This window comes from Leeuwenhoekiella sp. H156 (genome assembly GCF_052218455.1).
Classification (GTDB): Bacteria; Bacteroidota; Bacteroidia; order Flavobacteriales; family Flavobacteriaceae; genus Leeuwenhoekiella; species Leeuwenhoekiella parthenopeia.
The window spans coordinates 296336-319186 of the sequence record NZ_CP197499.1 but is presented as its reverse complement, the minus strand read 5'-3'; the positions used below and the strand labels follow the sequence as shown (position 1 = coordinate 319186).

Here is a 22851-nt window from a genome sequence, read left to right as displayed (position 1 = left end):
AGGGAGTGTTTTGTTTTTCCGCTTTAGGCGAAATAGCGAGTAATCAATTCAAGAATCAATAACCAATATCTTATGAAAACACTAAAACTAAATTGTATCGCACTTGTAGCGAGCCTGCTTATTTCCTGTGGGGTTGGTACCAGCAAGCAGGAAGCTAATGCCGAAGGATTCAAAACTATTGAGGGAGAACTGAAAAGCAAATTTGGCGACGACGCCTATTATACCGATTTAACGATCACTTATAATGAAACCATAGGGAACATCATAGGAGTCACGGTTACAGACGCACCGCAATCCCTGAAAATGGGGCAATGGAGTCTGTCTCAGGATAACTGGTCACAAACCTCAGATGTTACCATCGAAGTACCCCAGAATACCAATGCAGCTGACTTTATGTTTCAACTGGGAGACAGGCTTAGTCTTCAAAAGCTGGGTGAATTGGTCGAAAAATCAAAGGAAAATCTGTCTGCTGAAAAAAGCATCGAAAACCCTGCGCTGCATATGGCTTTAATAAAGATGCCTAAAAACGGGGATAGCTCAAAGATTGAATATGTGGTGATGCTAAGGCCCGAAAACGGGGGGACCACCTTTACCTTCAATTACGCATTGGATGGAACGCTTACAAATATGGATTACTAAAAAGGAAAAATTTAAAAATCGAAATTATGAATTTTAAAAACAGTTTAAATTCAATAGTCATTTTAGCCTTGTTTGCGGTACTTCTGGGTTGTAACAATGACGATGACGGGGTTCAGATAAGTCTTCAGAATTTGGAGATCACTCTGGATGAGAATCCTGCCGAAGGAGTTCTGATAGGGGTTATGGAGACCGATGGAGGTGAGGCAGCAAATTTTAGTTTTGTATCCCAAAGCCCTGCAGGTGCCATGAGTATTGACGCCAGCTCAGGCGAGATCACGGTTGCCGATGCATCTTTGTTTGATTTTGAGGCTAATCCTACACTAACGGCAACAGTTACCGCCGATAATGCGAAAAATACCGCAAGCCTTCAAATTAATCTGAACAATTTGAATGAGATTTCTGCACAAAATTTAGAAGTCACAATAGCTGAAAACCCAACAGACGGGCAGGTTCTGGGAAGTATTCAGGTGAATGAAAGCGGAACCTATAGTTTTTCCATTACATCGCAAACGCCGGCGGGAGCAATGAGTATTGATGCCAATACAGGAGCATTGGCTGTCGCAGATCCCAATCTGTTTGATTTTGAAACAAACCCGGTAATTACAGCCAGTGTTTTGGTCGAAGACGGGGTGTTTACGCAGACCGTAACGGCAACGGTGAATCTCAGTGATGTCGATGAAATCACAGTACAGGAAGCCAATTTCACAATAGCTGAAAACCCATCAAATGGAGCTGTGGTTGGCACCATTCAGGCTTCGGGCGGAAGTGGTTTAACTTATAGTATTACGTTCCAAAATCCGGCGGGAGCCTTTTCGATTAATCAAAATACGGGAGTGCTTTCTGTTGCCGATGGAAGCCTGTTCGATTTTGAAACCAACCCCAACATGCTTGCCACCATTAGTGTAAGTAACGGCGCTTCCTCGGTATCTTCAAACGCTTTTGTTAGCTTAACTGATGCCAACGAAATAGGAGAGTACAAATATGGAGGTGTTATTTTCTGGGTAAATGCGAGCGGGGACGAAGGTCTGGTAATCGGGCTTACGAATCTCTCAGGCAATGCAACCTGGGGATGTACGGGTGTTTTAACCGGAGCCTCAGGAGATGCAATAGGAGCCGGGCAGGCAAATACCAACACCATTATCACTGCAGGGTGTACGACCGCAACCAGTGCAGCTGTGCTTGCTTCAAATCTGGACACCAACGGTTATGACGACTGGTATTTACCCACTACAGCCGAATGGACTGAAGTATTCAATAATTTATCAAGCATCAAGCCCGCCATACTCTCAAATGGAGGCGATGACTTCCTGCCGGCCTATTGGACTTCGACTGAGAATGATGCATTCAATTCTGATTGGTTTCTCCTTGAAGCACCGGGTGAAGGGATAGGGTATTCATTTAATAAGTCAAACACGGCGGCAACAAGAGCTATCAGAGCCTGGACAGATTTATAAAATCAAAAACAGATATAGTTTTACACCTCCGGCGTTTTTGCAGGAGGTGTTGCTTTAAACGTGTAGGTGAAGAAATAAGATTTAGTATATTTTAATGCTTTGATAATCAATTTTTTTAAGAGCTGTGAAAAGGCCTTTATAAAGCCTGAAAACACTAAAATCTGAAGCAAAATGATAAGCCCATGATTATGACTTTAGCTTTAAAAATAGTATTGGCATCGGTGGTTCTTTGTGTTTTAATCGGGATATTTCTGGCCGTTACACGAAAGAAAGCCCTTATAATCAGTTTGCTCATAACAGCGCTATTGTTTACTTCAGCGGCTTCGGGCTATGCCTATATCGAATATGCAGCCTATAAAAAGCGATCTATAAAATACAGTACAGCAGAGACCGGTTTTTCAAAGATGGCTTCAGAAACCAGAGAATCTGAAAAGGAGTATGCAGGCTTTAAGTATTTTCAGGAATATCGAAACGCGCTGCTTGGATATGAATTTTTCCTGCTGGAAGTCGGTCTTAAACAGGCAGATCGCTTTTCGTATCAAAACACAATTAGAACTAACATCATACAAAACCTCAGAAATCAGGAATACACCGAAAGCTACTGGAATACAGTCTTCGATGTCGTATTTGAATTTAATGAGGAAAAAGACGGGTTTCAGAGACCAAATTACAAAGCTATGTATGCCATTCCCGATACTTTTGACCAAATCGATTCAGAGGAAGAAGATTACGGCGATTTAGAAGATAAAGAAAACTACGCCTTTTTTGAACGTAGCTGCCAGTTGCTGTATCTCTATGAAAAAGTAAAGGCTATAGACCGGTCACCAGAACACATTGCCGATTTCTGGAACAGTAACAAGGCCTATGTGTACACCTTTTTCTCCAAAGCTAAATACGACAGGCTCTGCAAGGATGTGGTAGATGATTTGGTAGAAATACACGATACCATTACCGCAACGCCCGAATACGTGAAGTTTTACAGGATGTATGACATTTCAGATGAAGCGTTTCTGGAGTTTCCGTCGGCAAGCTACACCGGTTCGTTCAAGTATTCATGGCCGTTTAGTTTTTGGGACCGTCGGTTTGCAGAAAAGAATGCGGATGAGGTGTATGCGGTTTTAAAGGAAATTCAGAATCACTATAAAAATTAAATGAAAAAGGCGATTGTCATTTTAGGATTTACCGGCCTGGCACTGGTTTTTGTGGCTTATTATTTTTCGCTCCAATCACTTCGGTTAATAGAACGGTTAGCGGAAGCAAATAATGTGAAAGAAGTAGGTGTTGAAAATGAAGCGATTGCTGAAGAATCGGCCCGAGAAGAATTAGTCTACAGTAATACCTTTATTTATCAATATTTAGACCTTGATAAAGCAGAATATGCGCGCATCAATCCCTGCATGCAGCGTTTTCAGGCAAGTGAAGAACTTGATGCCTTATGCCTTAATGAGCTTGTTGATGCCGTGGTTGATGATTTTGGTGAAGAGCATATTCTAAAGGCGCTCATAGGTTCCTGCATAAACTATGAAAACCTGGCCTTTGACCATTCTTTTCCAAATCAACTGTTTGCCAAAAACAATTCACTTGCCGATAAGCTCAGGCTAGGTTTTTTAAACCGCTATCGAAACCCGCGACATTTACAGGGAATATTTGACAGGCATAAAGCCGGCATTCTTGAAAGCATACCTAAAAGTCTCTACCAAAAAGTATTTGAAAAAAAGCTCTTGGAATGCCTTGAAGCGTATCAGCAGATTGCCCGTCAAACCAATAAAGAAGCCTTTTTTAAAGACATCTATTTTAAAGCAGATACTCAAAAGCTACACGATCAATACTGGAACTACACCTTTTGGAAACGACGGGAGATCGAGAAAAATGATGCTGTTACGTATGCGATTCTAAGCGAAATCAAAACGCATTTTGATGAACGCTAGCCTGAAACCCGTAATCTGAAACCCGGCAAATAAATGGAAATTGTCATTCTTATCGTCTTAGGTTTGATTCTGGTGTTGCTGCTACTGCTGGGCTACAGACTGGTGCGATTTATCCTAAAGAATAGAATATACACTCAGATTATGCTTTTGTTGGGCATTGTCGCACTAATTGCCATGCTTATCAATCAGGTATTTTTTCAAAAAATGGAATTTATTCCTTCCCGGGTTTATCCGGACTTGTACCTGATCAAAAATCCGGTTAAGGACAGAAACAAATTGAATACCGCCTTGACGCAATTTGTTCTTGATCATAAGAACGAAAAGTTAGCAGGAGCTAGTGATTCAACCGGCTCAGCCATGAATACCGAGTATTCTTTACGTTTTTACCGGTACACTAAGAGTTGGGGAATTAACCTTTTTGCTGATGCCGGAACCGCCTACTTTATTGAAAATGAAGAAGATTTGGGCGGTTTTGTTGTGGAAGAGTTGTCGATGTACAGCGCAGAGAAGTTGGCAGATTTTCGGGTAAATCTGTGTGCTAATAATACCGAAAGCTATTGCGGGGAACTCACGTTTTATGAAGATGGAGCGGTATCGAAAACCGAAGTATTGGGTACTATTACTAGTGATCAGGCCCTTGATTCCGTAAAAAATGAGTAAACCAAGTCTCAAATCACGACCCGCACGTATCAGAATAGTTTTTGAATATGCCTTATGGTTAGTGATTGCATTTTTGCTGGCCCTGTCATACATATACCTGCTTTTAGGACCCATACCAAAAACAACCGGTCTTTGGGATTTTGTCTTTTATAAGCTGTATTTTTTTGGTTTGCTGCGTCTGGGGTTGATTATAGGCTGTTTGGTTTCAGGAATATTTATAATGACAGATGTTTATTTTTTGGGTAGTAAAGAGCTCAGCAGTAGGCGTAAAATCGTGCTGCGTATACTTCTGCTTTTAGTTATTTTGACGCTTGTAGCTGGCTTACATTATCTGTTGGAAAAGGTTTTTAACTTAATATAAATGAGATGAAATTCGTGTATGTGTTGTTTGTTATGCTGTTAGTTTCGTGCAATCAGAATTCAGGAAAGCAAACTGAAGTGGAAGCCAAAAACGGCAATCTGAACCTTCCGGAAACCCTTCTCAGTTTTGAGGAGTTTATTTCCCGCAGCAGAACCAAGCAGTTACCGCATATTGATACCACCAATTTTGACCGTTTTATAGAGCAAGAGGATATCAAAACATTCGATGTTCAGGCATTAAACATCGAAAAAATATACCCGGACTTTTACAGGGAAGGTTCAGCATATCAGACAATGGACTCCTACAGGCTTTCGCTTTCGCCGGACTTTTATACGCTGGTGATAACGTTCAGAAAAGGAATATATGAAATGGAAAGTGTACTGATCAACTACGATTTGCAAGGTAAGCTCATTGATCATCAGGTAGTCGCTTATGATGAAACTGCAAAGGGCATCTCAAGAATAGAGTCTAAAATCAGTGAAGGCAAAATCGTATTAAATCGTATTCGTTTTACCGAAGAAACGGAGATTAGGCAAGAGGAATTCCGTATTCAACAGGATGGTAAAATGGAAGCATACGACTCTAGAAACCTTAGCGAAAGCCTTTCAGATTATGCCGCAGTATTATCGGTTTTAGAAGAACTGGCGCTTCATCCGCTGGAGGTTAAAACAGACCTGATTGCCTCCGCGTTTTGGAATGAATCTCCTAATAGTAAAATTTTGGTCATTCCCGAAATTGTAGCTGAAGGCGACCACTATTTTGAACTCAACAGCCATATCGTTTTACTAGATGATCAAACCGAAACGATCACGCACCGCTTTTTTGAGAGTGCCAAAACCAACCACTGGGTTTCTGATGCTGTTGTACTTACTGCTATAAAAATAGACACGGCACAGTGGCACCTCTCTCCGGATCAAAGCGCCTTTGGCATACGGCTACATTATATTGGGATGTCCCACGCAAACCCTTATGAGAATGAGACACTGTCGCTTTTTGTAAAATCTGGAGATAGCCTGCAAAAAGTCCTGAATCATTTTAACGTGCTTGAATCCGGCGGGGAATGGGACACAGCCTGTGCCGGAGAATTTCAGCGCACCGAAAACAGGCTCTTAATAGCTAAGGAACAAACCAATGACTGGTTTGATATTACGGTAAAGAGCAACATTACTAACACCCTAAACGAAGCGAAAAGTGATGGGAGGTGCATTTCGAGCGAAACGAATTCAATTGTGACTAGGGTTTTGAAATACGATGGTCGTGAATATAAGATCCGGTAACTAACCCCTAAAAAGGGCATTTAGTCAACAATCTGAAGATTAAGTCGATAGATAATTTTGCAATCTTAGTAATCTGCTTTTAAGGTTGTTACCGGAGCACTAGAAATTCACTCATGCTATAAATTCAGATGCAATGACAATAATCATCTGGAATCAAAGCATTTGGTACTACTTTTAAAAAGTTAATTTGTATGAATGTTAGACCGCTACCTTCCTGTTTTTATAATTTTATCACTTCTGGCTGAAATTTTAGGTACGGTAGGTGGTTTTGGGTCATCTGTTTTTTTTGTGCCCATTGCTAATTTCTTCTGGGATTTTCAATCTGTCCTGGGTATCACCGCTTTGTATCATGTATCGAGCAACCTTACTAAAATTGCTTTTTTCAATAAAGGCCTGGACAAAAAATTACTTATCCAATTGGGAGTGCCGGCAGTCATTTTTGTTATCATTGGCGGCTACTTTAGCCAGTATATTAATTCAGTTTACCTCAACTATTTACTGGGAATATTTTTAGTTTCTCTTAGCTTGATTTTTTTAATTTTTAAAAAACTGGCAGTTAAACCAACGTCAAAAAATGCTATGATTGGAGGAACACTTTCCGGGTTAAGTGCCGGAATTTTGGGAACAGGTGGTGCCATCCGTGGGATTACTCTTGCAGCCTTTAAGATGGATAAGAACAAATTTATCGCCACTTCCGCAGTAATTGACCTCGCCGTAGACGTTAGTAGGACCGTGGTTTACTATTTAAATGGCTACATGAGAGCAGACCTTTTGTATCTCATTCCTGTGCTTATCCTTGTTGGTATTGGAGGTACCTGGATAGGGAAAAGGATTTTAAATAGAATTTCTCAGGATCAATTTAGAACTATAGTTCTTGTTTTAATCCTTGGAATAGGGATTGTAAGTATTTTCAGCAATCTGTGATTTGAGACGATTAGCCGAAAATCCAGGTGTCTTCGGTCTCTCATATTGAAGTTTCTTTTTAGCCCTGCACACGCCGGATAATGCTTAAGAAAGTCCCGACTTAAATGGGGTAAACTGACAATCGTCATAGTTTTTCCTCAGCCCCAGATCTACCTTGCTTTCAAATAAAACCTGGAGGCTGACTATCACCCATACAGTTTGTCAAAATAAAAACCAGCGAAAGCAGGGATGCCTATGTCACCAAAAGCTTCAGCAAATCGCAAGCAAATACCATTTGGACATTCGTAAAATCTGTTATGAAGAATTGGGAGAGGACCATAAAGGAAACCAGTTAAACTTGTGCCGATCAACTTCAAAAGTGGAAGGGCAAATTTCGCATCAAAATAGCAGCTACTGTGACAGAGCCTGAATTTCAAACAACGATCTATAACAACATATCCTCATTAAACTAAAGTGCTAAAATGAAAAAAATACTCATTCCCACAGATTTTTCGAAGCATTCTGAATATGCGCTCGAAGTTGCAGCAGAACTAGCCAAAAAATACAACGCCTCACTGGTGGTTTTACATATGATTGGGCTATCTGAATCGGTTTTGACCCGGGACGAAAGCCAGGAAATGTATGAAGCCATCTATTATATGAGATTGGCGAAAAAGCGATTTAATGACTTTTTAGACCGGGATTACTTAAAAAGTATACAAATCGAAGAGACGGTGCAGCACTACAGAGACTTTCAGGAAATCAATGCAGTTGCAAAAGACTTTGGGGCAGACCTTATTGTGATGGGTTCGCACGGCGCCAGAGGATTAAAAGAGGTATTTGTAGGCTCCAATACAGAAAAGGTAGTTCGTACCTCAGAGGTTCCTGTTTTGGTGGTTAAGGATAGACCTGCCCATTTTAAGCTGGATAAAGTGGTATTTGCCTGCGATTTTAATCTTGATTTTGTAAAACCATTTCAAAGAGCCTGGAATTTTTTCAAGGATACCGATACCTTATTTCAAACCGTGTATGTAAATACACCTGACAGGTTTATGACCTCGGCTGAAATGGAAGAAAAAGCCTTTAACTTTTATTTGCGCAGTGGTATTGAAAACATTGAGGTTTTTGACAACACGGTGTACTACTGTGACACCCATTTAGAACACGGCCTGTACAGTTTTTGCAACAAATTTGAGGCAGATCTGGCGGTAATACCCACACACGGCAGACGTGGTTTGGCCCATTTTTTCTCTCAGAATATAAGCGAAGCCATTGTTAACCACAGCAACCTGCCTATTATGACCTTTAAGGCATAAAGCTTTCTGTAACAGATCACGGCGCGCATTCTTAGATTAATAGTGCCGGTGCTAAAGCATAAAAACACGGTCCATTTGAATAAAATTATAAACCTCCAAAACGAGCAATTATGAAAAATTATGTATCTAAATATCAGGAACTCACGGCACAAATGAAAAAAATGGGTGCCGAAATACCTGAAACCATGAAAGGCTTCTCATCCCTGCATCAGGCAAGTATGGCAGACGGAGTGTTATCTTCAAAAAATAAAGAACTTATTGCATTAGCTATTGCAATTGCAGTAAGATGTGATGGTTGTATCGCGTTTCATATACATGATGCTCTTGAAACTGGTGCAAGTGAACAAGAAATTCTTGAAACAATAGGGGTTGCCATATGCATGGGTGGTGGTCCGGCTGTAGTTTATGGTTGTGAGGCATTAACTGCTTTAGAACAGTTCAGGAAAAAATAAGGATCCCGGAATAGGTGCAGCTTTATGCAAACTTTTTTTTAGCCCTGATGTGTGAGATATTTGAACGGCGGAAATGCTTAGGTCTGCTTTATAACGACAGGCCTAAGCGTTTTTTTTTGCACCAATTAAAGCTTAGACTGAAGCTATTTGATGTTTACGCATTCTGCCCGTGATTTCCTCAACGCTTATGGTAAATACAACCGGCAAATCGTTCATATTAATTTTGCTGGAAAATTGGCTGATAAAATCTAAATCGCGCATTTCCTTTTTAAGGATTAGATCTTTAATCCCCAGTGAGAATTGGTGCAACAACGCCTTTGCCGTACTGCCTGATTCTTCTTTGTAGGTACCGTGAACCAGTACCGATTTCCAGTCATTTACAGAATCAATCTCACTTACACACAGGGATACCGCATTGTTTTTGCGTAAGGCACTTATTTTATGTCCTAAGCCTGAATAGCAGATAATAGTGTTCTGTTCCTGATTATAAAAGTAGGTGATAGGAGCTACAAATGGTCTACCCTGATATAGGTAAGCCAGATTACCAATGTAGTTAGTATTGAGTATTGCAAATTGCTCTGTTTGGTTTAATGTCTTTATCATCTTGCTTGTTTTTAATACCTATTAAAAGTAGCCTTGTCACTGATTACAACAAATGACATTGGTCATATCTATACCGGCTACCTGATTCGATAAGAAACAGTGCAATACAATCTCGACCCTCGTAGAAAAGCCTGTTTCCCGCTTATCTGCAGGGCGCGCTTTTTTTGTGACCAAAGCTTCAAATCCTACATGATCAAAGGGTTATGATCGTATTTCTTAAGCACAGGAAGCAGTTTTACTAATGGGATTTCTACGCTGTAGGTGCCTGTGTAGGAAGGGCAGATCACACAATCGTCAAAATAGTACTCCACCTTATTGTCATCGATTACAAAATTGTTTTTGTAATCAAAGAAATCATCAAATGAGATCTCCCAGCAGGCGTAATAAATGTCGCCACGGGCTAGTTGTTCACGAAGTGTTTCATTTAATAGCCGGGTCATTTCCTCTTCAGAACCCTGGTTGAAAAAGTCCTCATAACACATAAAAACAGAACGGTCCAGGCTAAAATTCAGGCAGTCAAAGGTATAGCTGGGATGCAAGGTGCCCGAGTAATAATTTTCTTTGTACATCAATACACTAATGAGGTTCTCATTGAGATTGTAAACCTTATAATCTACAAGTCGTTGTTCCTTAAAGCGGTTAATAAACAACGTATCACAAAACAGTTCTTTGTCCTCCAGAATTTCAGCTTCAACTCGGTTGAGATTGAGGTAGGTTTCTTCCATATATTCATTGAAATTAACATACGAGGGTTTCAGGGATTCATTGAGGTACGGATAGTTGAAATCGATCAGATAAAGGTCCTCGTCCTTTTTAAAGGATTTAGGTATTACCAAATCCTGAAGTTCGGCCTTATCATCTTTCTTTTCAATAAGTTGTTTGCGTTTTAGCTCTATAGACAGCGTCTTTTCCAGTTCAGCATCGTTAACAGGGAAAATCGTATCAAAGGGGAGTACCTGTTCAAAGGTTATTTGCTCCTGTTGGTTCTGAGGAGTTGTGGGGTCTTTTTCTGAATTTTCCTTGCAGCCAATGAAAAAAAGCACAACGAGAATAGGCAATACATAGTTCATCTGTTTCAGCTTATAATTTTTATGCTTCTTCACTAAAAAGCATTTCCAGTTTGGTAATCAATATGAGTTCGCTCTTGTTTGTTCCGGCAAAGGCATTTGCAATTTTCCGGACGGTTTTGACAATCAAATCTTTTCGGTCCTGCGAAAACATATTTTTGTGGTGTTTGTAGTAATGTATAAAGTCTTCAAAACAGTCTTTAGCCTCCATTTGCTCATAGTCAAACCATTCAAATACGATAGCAATTTGATAGGCCGCATCGGTACCAAACTCATCTTCATAGTCATCCATGCTTTGCCATTCCTCTTCAACAAGTTGGGCAAGTGCTTCGTATTCAACTTTTCTAACGACTTTATCTGTTGCTGCAACGGCGTAGAATAATTCTCCGAGGTTTTGGTAAAACAGCAATTCGGGTGCGGGCAGGTTATTCATAGATTTCAGATTATACCGTAAAAGTATTTGGATAGGTAAAGTGGTACTATGATAAATATCAGTTTAAGGTACATGCTGTCTTCATTTTGCTAACTTTATCAAATGGAAGTTTTTAAAAAGGGGAGTAATGTGTTTAGGGTACTTTCAGAAGCCATTTCTGAAGGTATAGTCGTGGTCAATAAATCACAGATAATTGTGGCTACAAACCGATCTGCCAATATCCTTTTTGGCTATGAGGAAGAGGAGTTAATAGGCAAGCATCTCGACATACTCATACCTAAAGAATTTCATCAGGCCCACCACAGGCATACTAAAACCTTTATGCAAAACAGCGATAAGCGCAGGATGGGTCGCGGCAGGGATTTATACGGTTTGCGCAAGGATGGCTCCACCTTTCCGGTAGAGGCGGGGCTCAATCCATTTACGATTTATGACGGCAACTACGTCATGGCTCTGCTCATAGATATTACAGAACGAAAAAAAGCCGAGCGTGATTTAAAACACTGGGCAAGCATTTTTAATGATTCACTCAATGAGATATTCATATTTGATGCTCAATCCCTAAAGTTTTTAGATGTAAATAAAGGTGCGATCAGAAACATTGGTTATTCCTTGAGCGAGCTGCGGGAAATGACCCCTTTGAATATTAAACCGGATTTTTCGAAAGAAGAATTTCTACAAATCATTGAACCGCTTCTGGAGGATAAGGAAGAGAAAATTAAATTCTATGCAAGGCATCAACGAAAAGATGGCACTCAATATCCTGTAGAAATACATCTTCAGAAGTCAATTTCCGGGACCAAAGTTACTTTGGTAGCCATCATTTTAGATATAACCGAAAGAGAGCAATACACGCAAAAGCTCGAAGCCACCGTGGCTGAGCGCACCAAACAATTAAAAGAGGCGCTGGAGAAGGAGCAGGAACTGGGCGAGTTGAAAACCAAATTTTTATCTCTGGTGTCTCACGAGTTTAAGACCCCATTAAGCGGTATATTAACCTCGGCTATACTTGCAGGAAAATACACCGCCGAGGATCAACAGGATAAAAGAGATAAACACCTGAAGACCATTCAGTCGAAGGTCAAGTATTTAAACAATATCATTAACGATTTCCTTTCTATTGAGCGTCTGGAGAAGGGCAAGGTCAATTACAATTTCAGCAGCTTTCCATTGACAAAGGTTGTTAATGAAGTGGTCTATGACGCCAATATGTTACTCAAGGAAGGACAAATTATTTCGTATCCTCAGGGGATTGACAACATTCATATTCATTTCGAAGAAAAAATCCTGGAGCTTGCCCTTACCAACCTTATAAGTAATGCCATTAAATATTCTTCAGAAAACAGCACTATTCATCTGAGTGCACAGGAGAATCAGGACCGGCTTGTTATAAAGGTTAGGGATGAAGGTATAGGAATTCCGGAAGAAGAACAAAAACACATTTTTGAGCGCTACTTCAGGGCCGAAAACGCCCTGCTTAATCAAGGTACCGGTATTGGTTTAAACATTGTAAAAAGTCATTTAGAAAATCTGGGAGGAAGTATTTCTTTCACCAGCACGTATAACGAGGGTTCTGAATTTAGTATAGAGATTCCCTTAAACAAAACGGATAGCTTATGAAAAAAATACTATTTATTGAAGACGATAGTGTGCTTCGGGAAAATACAGCAGAATTATTAGAGCTATCAGACTATGAGGTCGTAACGGCAACCAATGGCAAAACAGGTATCGAGATGGCTATAAAGCACCTTCCGGATATCATTATCTGTGACATTATGATGCCTGAAGTTGATGGGTATGGCGTGCTCGAGGCGGTTTCACTTAATGCTGAAACTGCTCATATTCCATTTATCTTTCTATCGGCAAAGACCGAACATAAAGAAATACGAAAAGGAATGGACCTGGGTGCAGACGACTATTTGACCAAGCCTTTTGAAGAAGATGAACTATTGAGTGCTATCGAAACCCGGCTTGCAAAAGCAGATGCGATCTCATCGATGTTTGACCGGCAGTCTAAAAAAAAAGAAACGGAAGATGAGGTACGCAACCTCCATGAACTTAAAAACCTTTTTGACGACTCGGGTGAGCTAAAAACCTATGAGGCTGGTGAAACCATTTATCGAGAAGGAGCATATTCTACGCAGGTTTACCTCATACTCAAGGGGGTCGTAAAAAGTCATCGTATTGAGGAAAGCGGGAAGGAACTGATTACAGCTTTACATCAACCGGACGAGTTTCTGGGTTTTACCTCGTTTGTAGAGCATGTGCCGTATCAGGAAACCGCTACCGCGATGGAAGCCGTAGAACTGGCAGCTTTGCCCAAAAACCTACTCAATGATATTTTAAGCAAAAACAGAAAAGTATCTCTGGATTTGCTCAATATCATAACTCAGGATCTGGCTGTACTAAAATCCCAGTTACTGCAAATGGCCTACAGCTCGGTAAAGCGAAAAACGGCTCAAAGCATTTTGCACTTTGCAAGAGTATTGAATAAAAATCCCTCAGACACCCTTAAGGTCTCTCGTAATGATCTCGCCAGCGTTGCCGGTATTGCTACCGAAAGTTTTATACGCGCCTTGTCTGATTTTAAAAAAAATGGCTATATAGAAGTTAAGGGCCGGGATATTACAATTACCAACCTCAAAGCCCTGCAGGAAATGGAGTAAAATGATATTTGTCATTCTTCCCGGTGACTTGCATTTCTACATTTGCGCTTATAGTGTAGATGATGCTCAATTTCTTAGTTCCTACAGACTTTTCAGAAAACGCGTGGAACGCCACGCGATATGCCATTCAGTTTTTTGAAAAGCAACCGGTCACTTTTCATTTTTTACATATAGATTCAGCCGGGTTTGCTGAACAGCAACCCCATATGCACCAGCCGGGATTTTCAGTATCGGGAGATACCGGCATGAATAGCAGGGATTCTATGCAAGTCTGGATGAACCGGTTAAAAGAACTTCCTTCAAACCCCAATCATTGCTACCTAAATAGCATCAACAAAATGCCATTCATTACAGGCGTAAGGGAATATCTGAAGACGCATCAGATCGTATTTATGATACTTGGCACCAAAGGCGCATCTGGTCTCAAAGCAGCTACCGTAGGCAGTAAAACCGGTGAGATAATAACTAAAGTAAAGTGCAACGCACTCGTAGTACCTGAAAAAGCAAGCTTCAGCATACCGTATAACATTGCTTTCACTACAGACTATACGATTGACTTTACAGAACCTTTAATAGCTGCTTTAAAACGTTTTGCAGACCATCATAAATCTTCAATTAAAATACTACGGGTAGCGAAAAACAAAGAAACCTTAAGTACAGATCATAAACGCAACAGAGCTTATCTTAAAAGTCAATTGAAACACATAAACCACAGTTTTCATGTTGTTGAAAACATAGACTTAGAAGATGGCCTCGAAGCCTTTGCGCATAAAATGCAGATTGATGTGGTTGCCCTGATCGCAAAGAACTTAAATTTCTTTCAGAAGCTGCTGTTTACACCCGGAGTGGCTCCTCTTACCTATAGGGCTACAATTCCATTTTTTATTATTCACGAGTAACAGCAAATTAAGGCTTTAATTATACCTGTGCTGAGCGACATTCGGGAAGCGCGTTACACGCCTTCTTTTGGCTAAACCTATTGCCGGCAACTTTCCGGGTTTTACCAAAAACCGTCTCAATGTAATTCCAATCAATGCAAATCTCGGGGCTGACAATTATCATTTTAAGAGCCTTACCGTCAACCTATTTTTGGAAGTATAATTAAGCAATTATGAGAAAAATAGTAATCCCAACCGACTTTTCTGAAACTTCGATGAATGCCATAAAGTATGCGTTGGCCCTATTTAAATATGACCTATGTGACTTTGTAGTAATCCACGCCTTTGCCGATGAAGTGTATGAAAATACTCGAGATATGGACAGGGAAGGTTTTGAAATTTATAAAGGACGTTTTCAAAAGAAGGTGGAAAAACAATTACAGGAAGAGGTTGGGGCAATGCTGCAAACAACGGCAAACCCCAGGCACAAGTATCGGTTTGAGGCAAGGTTCGGAAGCCTGGTAGATGAAACTAACGATCTCATAGAACGCGATAACAGTGATATCGTAGTGATGGGCACCCGGGGAAAAACCGGCGATAAAAACGTCACCTTCGGCAGCCAAACCCTACAGGTTATCAAATATGTGAAATGTCCGGTTTTAGCAGTTCCATTAGGTTTTGAGGGCTATCCTGTTAAAAATATACTCTTTGCAACAGATTATAGGATTCCCTACCAAAGAAGAGAATTGAAACTGCTAAATGTATTGGGCAAGAACTTTGGCGCTCAATTAACTGTTGTCCATTTTTCAGAATACGAAAAACGGTCCCATCGTCAGGAAGATAACCGCTCATTTCTGGAGTGTTGTTTAGATAAAGCCCGCACTTCGTACCTGAAACATGCATCAAACGCTATTACCGGTGGCATAAACCAACTGCTTCAAGAACAGGATTTTGATATGCTGGTGATGGTTAATCACAGGCATTCGTATATGGAAGAGTTGCTATACCATTCTACTATTGAAAAGATAGGCCTCGAAATTAAAATACCCTTTTTAGTGCTTCAAAACTTACATAGATAACCTTAAAAATTTTTGAGATGAAACGAATACTGCTTCCTACTGATTTTTCCAAAAATGCGTATAACGCCATAGAATATGCGGTGCAACTTTTTGAGCAAGAAGCCTGCGAGTTTAGCTTGTTACATACCTATTCACCACTTATTGTCCCTGCTCATCCTGTTTTGGATAGCTATTCCGTTTTGAAAATGCAGAAAATGGCTCAGGAAAATGCGGAAAAAAATCTTGAAGACCTGGTTGATAAGATAACCAACAGGTTTAACAACCAAAAGCATTCCTTTCAAACACACGCATCATTTAATTTGCTCACTGAGGAGATGAAAAATTGTGTACAGGAGAAATCTATTGATTTGGTAGTGATGGGTACTCAGGGCGCAACCGGAGCCAAAGAGATTTTTTTGGGAACTGAAACTATGGATGCCATCAAAAAGATGAAGTGTCCCGTGCTGGCAGTGCCTGAAAGTTTTACGTATGAAAATCCCAGAGAGATATTATTTCCAACAGATTTTGAACTGGACACATCAAATAAATACCTGTCGCTCTTGCGATACATCTGTGAAACTCATGGTTCCAGAATTCATATGCTCAATGCGTATTATGGCAATCCGCTAAGTGTATCACAGGAAGAGAAAAAACAATTTTTAGATAACTTTTTTATCGAGAATGTGCACCTTTTCCATATTGCCGAAAACACAGAGGTCATTGCAGCCATAGAGCAGTTTCAGCTGAAGCATAAAATAAACCTGCTGGTAATGGTGCACAATAAGCATAATCTGCTTGAAAATATACTGTTCAGACCCATCATCAATCAGGTTGCATACCACACCCATGTTCCGTTTTTAGTAATTCCTTCTGTTGAAAGACAATAATACCTGAACCGGCAGGAAGCAAAACCGGAGAAGACCTTTGACTTGCTTCTATCGGTCCGGTTTTGACCGTAATCTCAAATAAGTGTCGTGCTCAATACTTACAAAATCAATTCACAATGAAAAAGAAAATAGCATTACCCACAGATTTTTCAAGCAATGCCTGGAATACCTTACACTATGCCGGTCAACTCTATAAAAGTGAAGAAGTTGATTTTTATATTATAAATGCCTTTACGGTAGACAGCTATGCAACAGACAGCATGATGGTGCCAGAACCGGGTGAAAAATACTATGACATTGCCAGGAACCGGTCTGAAGAAGGGCTCAGGGCCTTACAAACGCAACTGGAAGAACTGGAGGTGTCCTCAAATCATAATTACTTTACCGAGTCTGTTTTCAACGAGCCATTAGAAGCTCTAAAACAGATTATCGCAGATAAGGATATTGAATTAGTCATTATCGGAAATAAGGGTCAAACAGATGATCAGCGTATTTTTTTAGGCAGTAACTGCATTCAGTTTATGGAGCATATACGCAACTGCCCGGTGCTTATGATCCCAAATACAGTAACTTTTACGATTCCTAATGAAATCGTTTTCCCCACCAGTTTTAAAACTCATTTCAAAAGAAGGGAACTGCTACACCTTCAGGAAATAGCAAGAATCACCAAAGCCCCAATTAGGGTTTTGCATATTAATGAAGCCAGTAAATTGTCACAGGAGCAATTGGAAAAGAAGGAGCTTTTGCAGGAATGTTTTGAAGATCTCCAATATAGTTTTCACTATTTGGACCAGGTTGATGTCATAACAGGGCTCAATATCTTCACGCAAAGCAGAAACAGTGGCATGATTGCCTTTATAAATAAAAAGCACCGCTTCTTTGGTTTTGTTTTTTCAAAACCCATGGTTAAGGATTTAGGTTACACAGCCAGAGTTCCGGTGCTGGTTATGCACGACTTTAGAAACTAATACGATTAGGATGGGCAAAGAGAATCTTCAAATCATTAAGTCTTCTGGCGAAAAGGTACATTTTTCACTGCCAAAACTCAAGGCAAGCCTAAGACGTAGCGGAGCCGATGAGGCAACCGTTAATACCATCATAGACAAGGTGCGCGATGAATGGTATCAGGATATTACAACCAACGAGATTTACAATAGGGCCTATGCTCTTTTAAAAAAAAGCAAACCTATCTACGCCTCAAAATACAAACTTAAAAAGGCAATCTTTGAGTTGGGACCAACGGGATTTCCCTTTGAACGCTTTATAAGTGCCCTTTTAAAATATTCGGGTTATGAGACGCTGGTGGGGCAGATTGTACAGGGTAATTGTGTAGAGCACGAGGTTGATGTTATTGCTAAAATGAATGACGAATACATTATAGCCGAATGTAAATTTCGCAGTGATAGCAGCAACGTTTGCAATGTAAAAGTGCCTTTATACATCCATTCAAGATACAAAGATATCGTTGATCATTTCAGTAATCAGGACGAAGCCCCTAATCAGGGTTGGGTTGTTACAAATACCCGCTTCACTAAAGATGCTTTGGAGTACGGCAGATGTGCAGGTCTCTATATGCTTAGTTGGAGTTATCCCCGGGATAATGGCATTAAAGACCGCATCGACAGGCTTGGTCTTTATCCCCTTACCGTTTCAACCTTGTTGACAGCGCGAGAAAAGCAGTTTTTATTAAGCCGTGATGTGGTGCTTTGCAGGCAGCTGTTGAGTAATACATTTTTTCTGGACCACCTGGGTGTTTCAAATTCCCGGAAAACCAAAATCCTAAATGAAATCAAAATGCTATGCCAGCCTATACAATGAAAGCAGTTAACGTACATTTCCCGGGAGCTTCGGGAAGAGTAACGGACTCAAAATTTCTGCCGTAAGCGCCCGGCCAGAATCCCAGTGCGTTAAGATAGAGAGGTATCTGTTGATTTCCCTTTACCATTTAACCTGTGTTTAATTTAGTCTGACCAAAGCAGTATCTATAAACCAGTATTACAGACGACTTGAAAACGAACCCTCAGGAATCCAACTTTTTTGCCAAATGGCAAATCCTGCAAAATGCTAGGGAATAACTTTGTAACTATGGAAACACTGATTAATTACCTATTGCAGTTTGGACATCTCAACCAGCAACAAATTGACTTGATCAAAAGTAAAGCGGTAACTAAGAAAATTAAAAAAGACACGTATTATCAGGAAGCAGGAAAAATACCTCGTGAAGTCATTTTTTTAACTGAAGGTATTTTGAGGATTTGTTATTACAACAACAAAGGGGAGGACATTACCAAATATTTCATAGATGAAAACCATTTTGTGGTTGATATCAACAGCTACAATCAGGGCATTCCTTCTTCAGAATATGTACAGGCTATTACAGACTGCGAATATAGTGTTCTTTCAAAAGAAGCCATGCTTGAACTCTCCATGACCATTATTACCTGGGATAAAATTATAGCAAAAATAACAGCAAAAGGCCTGTCTGATAAGCTAAACAAAATCAGCCCGATGATGGCTGAAGATGCCACTGAACGCTATCTTAAATTTCTGGATAATTTTCCCACACTTGCAAACAGAATACCTTTATCGTATCTGGCTTCTTATCTGGGTATTACTCAATCTTCCTTAAGCAGGATTAGAAAAAACATTCGGTAGTTTGCTTTTTGCCAAATGGCAACTGACTTCATTCTTAAGTATGGCACCTTTGCTTCATAAACAAAAGGATAAAAATGAAGTCAATAATTATTACAGGATCTAACAGCGGAATAGGCTTTGAATGTGCCATGCACATGGCGAAAATAGCTCCCAATGAACAACTTATTTTAGCGTGCAGAAATGAGCAGGCAGCAAATGAGGCCATTGAAAAAATCAAACAAAAAACCAATCACAGGCATTTAATTTTTTTACCGTTAGATTTGGCTTCTCTGCAATCGGTCAGGGAGTTTAAAACGGCATTTTCAAAATTGCCCAATCCCAAAATTGCCGCTTTGATAAACAATGCAGGCATACAGGTCGTTGGCAAAACGCAATACACAACAGACGGATTTGAAAAGACATTTGGCACCAATCACTTGGGTGGATTTTATTTGACCCTGCTGTTATTGCCTTTCATGGACAAAAACGGAAGCATCACGTTTACATCAAGCGGAACGCACGATCCAAAACAAAAAACGGGGATGCCCGCACCAGAATTTACAGCTCCCCATTTGTTTGCATATCCAAAGGTAACAGACGACCAGTCGCTTGCTGTTGGACAAAAGTATTACACGACATCAAAGTTATGTAACGTGCTAACCGTTTACGAACTCCAACGAAGATTGGGAGATACTACAATTAGAGTAAATGCTTTTGATCCCGGCTTTGTGCCGGGTACAGGACTGGCAAGAAATTATCCGCCTTTTTTGAGATTTGTATCTGATTATATCTTGAAAATCCTGATTCTGTTTCAACGTAATACCAATACCGCAAAAAATGCGGGCACACGTTTAGCAAACCTTGCATATTCTGAAAAATATAAAAAAGCAAAAGGAACGTATTTTGAAGGAACAAAAGAAATAAAATCTTCACAGGACAGCTATAATCAAACCTACCAGGCAGATTTATGGAAATCAAGTGTTGATTTGACCGGCATACAGCCGGAAGATACGACCCTGCAATGGATTAAAATAGAATGATAGGAGGAGGTCTTTTAGGAATTTGCATGTATACATTTTGGTTTGATGTATAGATCAAGTGCCAACCACAAAAAGAAATCCCCGTTATCATTGCGATAACGGGGATTTCTGTGGAGAAAAAATGAGTTGAGTTGAAGCGTATTGTAAACTATAAAACGGTATCAGTGCGGTGGAGTACAGCTCTACACTTGCAGTTGAGGGTTGGATTTTGCCTGGTGAGGGATTCATCCTGTTTGAGTAAAACAGGATTTTCGGGGATTGTATTCCCCAAATATGCATATATTTGGGGAATATAATCCCCGAATATGATTAAAAGGAGTCTGGAAGAAATAATTGAAAAGCGCTTTGGTACCGGTAAGGCGATTCTTTTAATAGGCCCCAGGCAGGTAGGTAAAACGACACTATTTAATAAGCTGCTGGAGGATAAATAATACCTGTTTTTAAATGGGGATGATCCTACCGTTCGTAAACTGCTTTCAAATCCCAATTTAGAGCAACTTAAAAACATCATAGGCAATTACAGGATTGTTTTTATAGATGAGGCGCAGCGCATTGATAATATAGGACTCACATTAAAACTTATTACCGATCAGATCAAAGCTGTTCAATTGCTGGTGAGTGGCTCCTCTGCTTTTGAATTGAATAATCATACACAAGAACCACTTACGGGCAGAAAATGGGAATATCAGCTCTATCCCATATCCTGGGCAGAATTTGAATCACATGTAGGCTATTTAAAAGCTGAACAGCAATTGGAATTACGGGTGGTTTACGGGATGTACCCGGACGTGATTACTAATTTTGGAGAAGAAAAGGAGATTCTAAAACAACTCACCGATAGTTATTTATATAAAGATATTTTAAGCTATGGAGGCATTCGTAAACCCGAAATATTAGAAAAACTTCTAAGAGCATTAGCCTTTCAAATAGGTAGCGAAGTAAGTTATAACGAGCTGGCTCAATTGTTAGGTATTGATAAAAAAACAGTAGCTACCTATATAGATGTATTATGCCAGGCATACGTTATTTTTAAACTCCCCAGTTTCAGTAAAAACCTGCGAAACGAAATCAAAACCAATCAAAAAATTTATTTCTACGACACCGGGGTTCGCAATATGATCATTGGTGATTTAAATCCTATAGAAATTCGCCAGGATAAAGGGAATCTTTGGGAGAATTTTTTAATTGCCGAACGTTTAAAGCAGAATGCCTATACGGGTTCATTAGCCAAAGGCTATTTTTGGAGAACAGTATCACAACAGGAGATTGATTACGTCGAAGAAGAGGCAGGAAAATTAAAAGCTTTTGAAATGAAGTGGAATCCTAATACTAAAGTAAAACTCCCAAAGGCTTTTATAGAAACTTACAACACAGACATAACCGTGATTAATAGAACTAATTTTAGGGAATTTTTTAAATAATAGCGATTAATCCTGAAGCTCTGCACTATAATAGTCTAGAATCAATCCGGTAGAAACAGAAGGCTTAGTATCAGAACTTACACTACAACCTTTTAAGGCAGAGGAATCTTCTTTTTCTTTTTTTAGAGGCGCTTCATAATAAAAGTACAGGGATTAAAAGTAAAAGAGCGACTTCTAATAAAACCGATCTCTAAGGGTACCTGCTTGTCGCTTTAATTTTAATAAATAGAGCTGAGGTTATCTTTAGTCATGGTAGGTTATAGATCCTGCACGATACTTGCCTCAAGCTATAAACCGGAACTTAAATGTTTACCGTCGCAAACCGCTTAAAAACCCGAAAAAAGCCGCCGCTAACTGCCGCTTATTCATTAGCGATAAGCCGACGACTTTATGCGGCGATTCAACAAAGTACCGCAGTTAGCTGCGGCAATAAAAAAGTTTAAGACGTGGCTTAAAATTAGTTCAGGCTGTAGACTTCCCCTTTTTAGGGAAGCCTACATTGGCTGCTGTTTGCACTATATAATTCACTGGTTCGTATTCTCTTTTCCAAAGTTCTTCGTCAGTAATATCTTCAGCCATTTCGTTGGTCACTTTTATGAAGTCTACAGCTTTTGGTTTGTTTAAAAAAGTATAGTTTATCCTGTAATGCCCGTTATTTTTGCATAATTCTTCTACACTTTTATGTATCCATACTTTTGATTTGTATATATGATTAATTTATTGAATCGGTTTTAATTCGGTCAATCAATTTCTCGTTTAGTTGTCTCAATTCTTGAATTTGTTTTTCTAGTAATTCAATTTGTTGAGATTGCCATATTTCATCTGATTCTTGGTCGGATTTCGCAAAGCCCAATGATTTATTGCCAATATTTAGAGTTATAAGAGCTAACATAATTGTAAGTCCTGTAAGAATCCAGTTTATAGATGTGGCTTTTTTGTTTTGTTTGTTTTCTTTCTCAATTAATTCTAAAAGTCCAGATTGTATTCGGTTATTTAGTTCGGATTGACCCATCTGAATCATTGAAACATAATAATTGGCTCCTAAAGTTACGTTTACATTAGGTTTAGTAACATTGGTAACTCTTTTCGCACATTCAGAGATTACATTTTGAATCTCTTCATTCGACATTTCATCTGGAAACGAATTTGGAATTTCTAACTTCATTTTATTGTT

Annotated in this window: 25 protein-coding genes; 21 read left to right on the top strand and 4 right to left on the bottom strand. The window is 39.6% G+C overall.

All coding sequences use genetic code 11. The features are described 5' to 3' along the window. The first annotated feature begins 72 nt into the window (after window positions 1-72). From ACSSS3_RS01315 to ACSSS3_RS01270, 10 genes are all read left to right on the top strand, one after another. Window positions 73-639, top strand: a complete 567-nt coding sequence (locus tag ACSSS3_RS01315; RefSeq protein ID WP_442846140.1) for a hypothetical protein — start codon at window positions 73-75, stop codon at window positions 637-639. A 26-nt stretch (window positions 640-665) separates the two neighbouring features. After that, complete coding sequence (locus ACSSS3_RS01310; protein WP_442846139.1) at window positions 666-2093, top strand: hypothetical protein; 1428 nt, start codon at window positions 666-668, stop codon at window positions 2091-2093. Window positions 2094-2281: 188 nt separating this feature from the next. After that, complete coding sequence (locus ACSSS3_RS01305) at window positions 2282-3244, top strand: hypothetical protein (protein ID WP_442846138.1); 963 nt, start codon at window positions 2282-2284, stop codon at window positions 3242-3244. Next, window positions 3245-4021, top strand: coding sequence for a hypothetical protein (locus tag ACSSS3_RS01300; protein ID WP_442846137.1), 777 nt, complete (start codon window positions 3245-3247; stop codon window positions 4019-4021). Window positions 4022-4054: 33 nt separating this feature from the next. Beyond that, a complete protein-coding gene (locus ACSSS3_RS01295) occupies window positions 4055-4681 on the top strand; it encodes a hypothetical protein (protein WP_442846136.1) in 627 nt (208 codons plus the stop codon). After that, window positions 4674-5042 carry a hypothetical protein gene (locus tag ACSSS3_RS01290; protein ID WP_442846135.1) on the top strand — a complete coding sequence of 123 codons (369 nt, stop codon included), beginning with the start codon at window positions 4674-4676 and terminating at the stop codon, window positions 5040-5042. Before ACSSS3_RS01295 ends, ACSSS3_RS01290 begins: the two co-directional genes overlap by 8 nt. A gap of 5 nt (window positions 5043-5047) precedes the next feature. Beyond that, window positions 5048-6319: a hypothetical protein gene (locus ACSSS3_RS01285; RefSeq protein WP_442846134.1), complete on the top strand. Its 1272-nt coding sequence runs from the start codon at window positions 5048-5050 to the stop codon at window positions 6317-6319. A 195-nt stretch (window positions 6320-6514) separates the two neighbouring features. Continuing rightward, the gene (locus ACSSS3_RS01280) at window positions 6515-7243 is read left to right on the top strand and encodes a sulfite exporter TauE/SafE family protein (RefSeq protein WP_442846133.1); all 729 of its coding nucleotides are present in this window, start codon (window positions 6515-6517) and stop codon (window positions 7241-7243) included. A gap of 461 nt (window positions 7244-7704) precedes the next feature. Then, complete coding sequence (locus ACSSS3_RS01275) at window positions 7705-8538, top strand: universal stress protein (protein WP_442846132.1); 834 nt, start codon at window positions 7705-7707, stop codon at window positions 8536-8538. A gap of 110 nt (window positions 8539-8648) precedes the next feature. Next, complete coding sequence (locus ACSSS3_RS01270; RefSeq protein ID WP_442846131.1) at window positions 8649-8990, top strand: carboxymuconolactone decarboxylase family protein; 342 nt, start codon at window positions 8649-8651, stop codon at window positions 8988-8990. 132 nt (window positions 8991-9122) lie between these two features. On the opposite strand, the gene ACSSS3_RS01265 is transcribed toward ACSSS3_RS01270, so the two are convergent. The 3 genes from ACSSS3_RS01265 to ACSSS3_RS01255 form a co-directional block, all read right to left on the bottom strand. Further along, window positions 9123-9593: a pyridoxamine 5'-phosphate oxidase family protein gene (locus ACSSS3_RS01265; RefSeq protein WP_442846130.1), complete on the bottom strand. Its 471-nt coding sequence runs from the start codon at window positions 9591-9593 to the stop codon at window positions 9123-9125. Window positions 9594-9778: 185 nt separating this feature from the next. Continuing rightward, complete coding sequence (locus ACSSS3_RS01260; RefSeq protein ID WP_442846129.1) at window positions 9779-10696, bottom strand: RsiV family protein; 918 nt, start codon at window positions 10694-10696, stop codon at window positions 9779-9781. Then, window positions 10683-11093: a hypothetical protein gene (locus tag ACSSS3_RS01255; RefSeq protein ID WP_442846128.1), complete on the bottom strand. Its 411-nt coding sequence runs from the start codon at window positions 11091-11093 to the stop codon at window positions 10683-10685. Before ACSSS3_RS01255 ends, ACSSS3_RS01260 begins: the two co-directional genes overlap by 14 nt. A gap of 102 nt (window positions 11094-11195) precedes the next feature. Between ACSSS3_RS01255 and ACSSS3_RS01250 the strand changes: the two genes are divergently transcribed. The 11 genes from ACSSS3_RS01250 (at window position 11196) to ACSSS3_RS01200 (ending at window position 21677) form a co-directional block, all read left to right on the top strand. Beyond that, window positions 11196-12713 carry a PAS domain-containing sensor histidine kinase gene (locus tag ACSSS3_RS01250; protein ID WP_442846127.1) on the top strand — a complete coding sequence of 506 codons (1518 nt, stop codon included), beginning with the start codon at window positions 11196-11198 and terminating at the stop codon, window positions 12711-12713. Then, window positions 12710-13759 carry a response regulator gene (locus ACSSS3_RS01245; protein ID WP_442846126.1) on the top strand — a complete coding sequence of 350 codons (1050 nt, stop codon included), beginning with the start codon at window positions 12710-12712 and terminating at the stop codon, window positions 13757-13759. Before ACSSS3_RS01250 ends, ACSSS3_RS01245 begins: the two co-directional genes overlap by 4 nt. Before the next feature lie 59 nt (window positions 13760-13818). Beyond that, on the top strand, window positions 13819-14658 hold the full coding sequence (locus ACSSS3_RS01240; RefSeq protein WP_442846125.1) for a universal stress protein: 840 nt from the start codon (window positions 13819-13821) through the stop codon (window positions 14656-14658). Between the two features lie 212 nt (window positions 14659-14870). Beyond that, window positions 14871-15716 (top strand): universal stress protein, encoded by an 846-nt coding sequence (locus ACSSS3_RS01235; protein WP_442846124.1) that lies wholly within the window; start codon window positions 14871-14873, stop codon window positions 15714-15716. Window positions 15717-15733: 17 nt separating this feature from the next. After that, the gene (locus ACSSS3_RS01230) at window positions 15734-16582 is read left to right on the top strand and encodes a universal stress protein (RefSeq protein ID WP_442846123.1); all 849 of its coding nucleotides are present in this window, start codon (window positions 15734-15736) and stop codon (window positions 16580-16582) included. Between the two features lie 116 nt (window positions 16583-16698). Beyond that, on the top strand, window positions 16699-17550 hold the full coding sequence (locus ACSSS3_RS01225) for a universal stress protein (protein ID WP_442846122.1): 852 nt from the start codon (window positions 16699-16701) through the stop codon (window positions 17548-17550). Between the two features lie 10 nt (window positions 17551-17560). Continuing rightward, complete coding sequence (locus ACSSS3_RS01220; RefSeq protein WP_442846121.1) at window positions 17561-18400, top strand: ATPase; 840 nt, start codon at window positions 17561-17563, stop codon at window positions 18398-18400. A 267-nt stretch (window positions 18401-18667) separates the two neighbouring features. Beyond that, window positions 18668-19237, top strand: a complete 570-nt coding sequence (locus ACSSS3_RS01215) for a Crp/Fnr family transcriptional regulator (RefSeq protein WP_442846120.1) — start codon at window positions 18668-18670, stop codon at window positions 19235-19237. A gap of 74 nt (window positions 19238-19311) precedes the next feature. Further along, a complete protein-coding gene (locus ACSSS3_RS01210) occupies window positions 19312-20256 on the top strand; it encodes an SDR family NAD(P)-dependent oxidoreductase (protein WP_442846119.1) in 945 nt (314 codons plus the stop codon). Between the two features lie 305 nt (window positions 20257-20561). Then, a complete protein-coding gene (locus ACSSS3_RS01205; protein WP_442846118.1) occupies window positions 20562-20687 on the top strand; it encodes a hypothetical protein in 126 nt (41 codons plus the stop codon). A gap of 3 nt (window positions 20688-20690) precedes the next feature. After that, on the top strand, window positions 20691-21677 hold the full coding sequence (locus ACSSS3_RS01200) for an ATP-binding protein (protein WP_442847381.1): 987 nt from the start codon (window positions 20691-20693) through the stop codon (window positions 21675-21677). 712 nt (window positions 21678-22389) lie between these two features. On the opposite strand, the gene ACSSS3_RS01195 is transcribed toward ACSSS3_RS01200, so the two are convergent. Next, window positions 22390-22842 (bottom strand): hypothetical protein, encoded by a 453-nt coding sequence (locus ACSSS3_RS01195; protein ID WP_442846117.1) that lies wholly within the window; start codon window positions 22840-22842, stop codon window positions 22390-22392. Window positions 22843-22851: the final 9 nt, after the last annotated feature.

What these genes read in the sequence shown, in the direction of transcription:
- ACSSS3_RS01315 (WP_442846140.1), top strand. Translation starts at nt 73, where the DNA reads ATGAAAACACTAAAACTAAATTGTATCGCACTTGTAGCGAGCCTGCTT.
- ACSSS3_RS01310 (WP_442846139.1), top strand. Translation starts at nt 666, where the DNA reads ATGAATTTTAAAAACAGTTTAAATTCAATAGTCATTTTAGCCTTGTTT.
- ACSSS3_RS01305 (WP_442846138.1), top strand. Translation starts at nt 2,282, where the DNA reads ATGACTTTAGCTTTAAAAATAGTATTGGCATCGGTGGTTCTTTGTGTT.
- ACSSS3_RS01300 (WP_442846137.1), top strand. Translation starts at nt 3,245, where the DNA reads ATGAAAAAGGCGATTGTCATTTTAGGATTTACCGGCCTGGCACTGGTT.
- ACSSS3_RS01295 (WP_442846136.1), top strand. Translation starts at nt 4,055, where the DNA reads ATGGAAATTGTCATTCTTATCGTCTTAGGTTTGATTCTGGTGTTGCTG.
- ACSSS3_RS01290 (WP_442846135.1), top strand. Translation starts at nt 4,674, where the DNA reads ATGAGTAAACCAAGTCTCAAATCACGACCCGCACGTATCAGAATAGTT.
- ACSSS3_RS01285 (WP_442846134.1), top strand. Translation starts at nt 5,048, where the DNA reads ATGAAATTCGTGTATGTGTTGTTTGTTATGCTGTTAGTTTCGTGCAAT.
- ACSSS3_RS01280 (WP_442846133.1), top strand. Translation starts at nt 6,515, where the DNA reads ATGTTAGACCGCTACCTTCCTGTTTTTATAATTTTATCACTTCTGGCT.
- ACSSS3_RS01275 (WP_442846132.1), top strand. Translation starts at nt 7,705, where the DNA reads ATGAAAAAAATACTCATTCCCACAGATTTTTCGAAGCATTCTGAATAT.
- ACSSS3_RS01270 (WP_442846131.1), top strand. Translation starts at nt 8,649, where the DNA reads ATGAAAAATTATGTATCTAAATATCAGGAACTCACGGCACAAATGAAA.
- ACSSS3_RS01265 (WP_442846130.1), bottom strand. Translation starts at nt 9,593, where the DNA reads ATGATAAAGACATTAAACCAAACAGAGCAATTTGCAATACTCAATACT.
- ACSSS3_RS01255 (WP_442846128.1), bottom strand. Translation starts at nt 11,093, where the DNA reads ATGAATAACCTGCCCGCACCCGAATTGCTGTTTTACCAAAACCTCGGA.
- ACSSS3_RS01250 (WP_442846127.1), top strand. Translation starts at nt 11,196, where the DNA reads ATGGAAGTTTTTAAAAAGGGGAGTAATGTGTTTAGGGTACTTTCAGAA.
- ACSSS3_RS01245 (WP_442846126.1), top strand. Translation starts at nt 12,710, where the DNA reads ATGAAAAAAATACTATTTATTGAAGACGATAGTGTGCTTCGGGAAAAT.
- ACSSS3_RS01240 (WP_442846125.1), top strand. Translation starts at nt 13,819, where the DNA reads ATGATGCTCAATTTCTTAGTTCCTACAGACTTTTCAGAAAACGCGTGG.
- ACSSS3_RS01235 (WP_442846124.1), top strand. Translation starts at nt 14,871, where the DNA reads ATGAGAAAAATAGTAATCCCAACCGACTTTTCTGAAACTTCGATGAAT.
- ACSSS3_RS01230 (WP_442846123.1), top strand. Translation starts at nt 15,734, where the DNA reads ATGAAACGAATACTGCTTCCTACTGATTTTTCCAAAAATGCGTATAAC.
- ACSSS3_RS01225 (WP_442846122.1), top strand. Translation starts at nt 16,699, where the DNA reads ATGAAAAAGAAAATAGCATTACCCACAGATTTTTCAAGCAATGCCTGG.
- ACSSS3_RS01220 (WP_442846121.1), top strand. Translation starts at nt 17,561, where the DNA reads ATGGGCAAAGAGAATCTTCAAATCATTAAGTCTTCTGGCGAAAAGGTA.
- ACSSS3_RS01215 (WP_442846120.1), top strand. Translation starts at nt 18,668, where the DNA reads ATGGAAACACTGATTAATTACCTATTGCAGTTTGGACATCTCAACCAG.
- ACSSS3_RS01210 (WP_442846119.1), top strand. Translation starts at nt 19,312, where the DNA reads ATGAAGTCAATAATTATTACAGGATCTAACAGCGGAATAGGCTTTGAA.
- ACSSS3_RS01205 (WP_442846118.1), top strand. Translation starts at nt 20,562, where the DNA reads ATGATTAAAAGGAGTCTGGAAGAAATAATTGAAAAGCGCTTTGGTACC.
- ACSSS3_RS01195 (WP_442846117.1), bottom strand. Translation starts at nt 22,842, where the DNA reads ATGAAGTTAGAAATTCCAAATTCGTTTCCAGATGAAATGTCGAATGAA.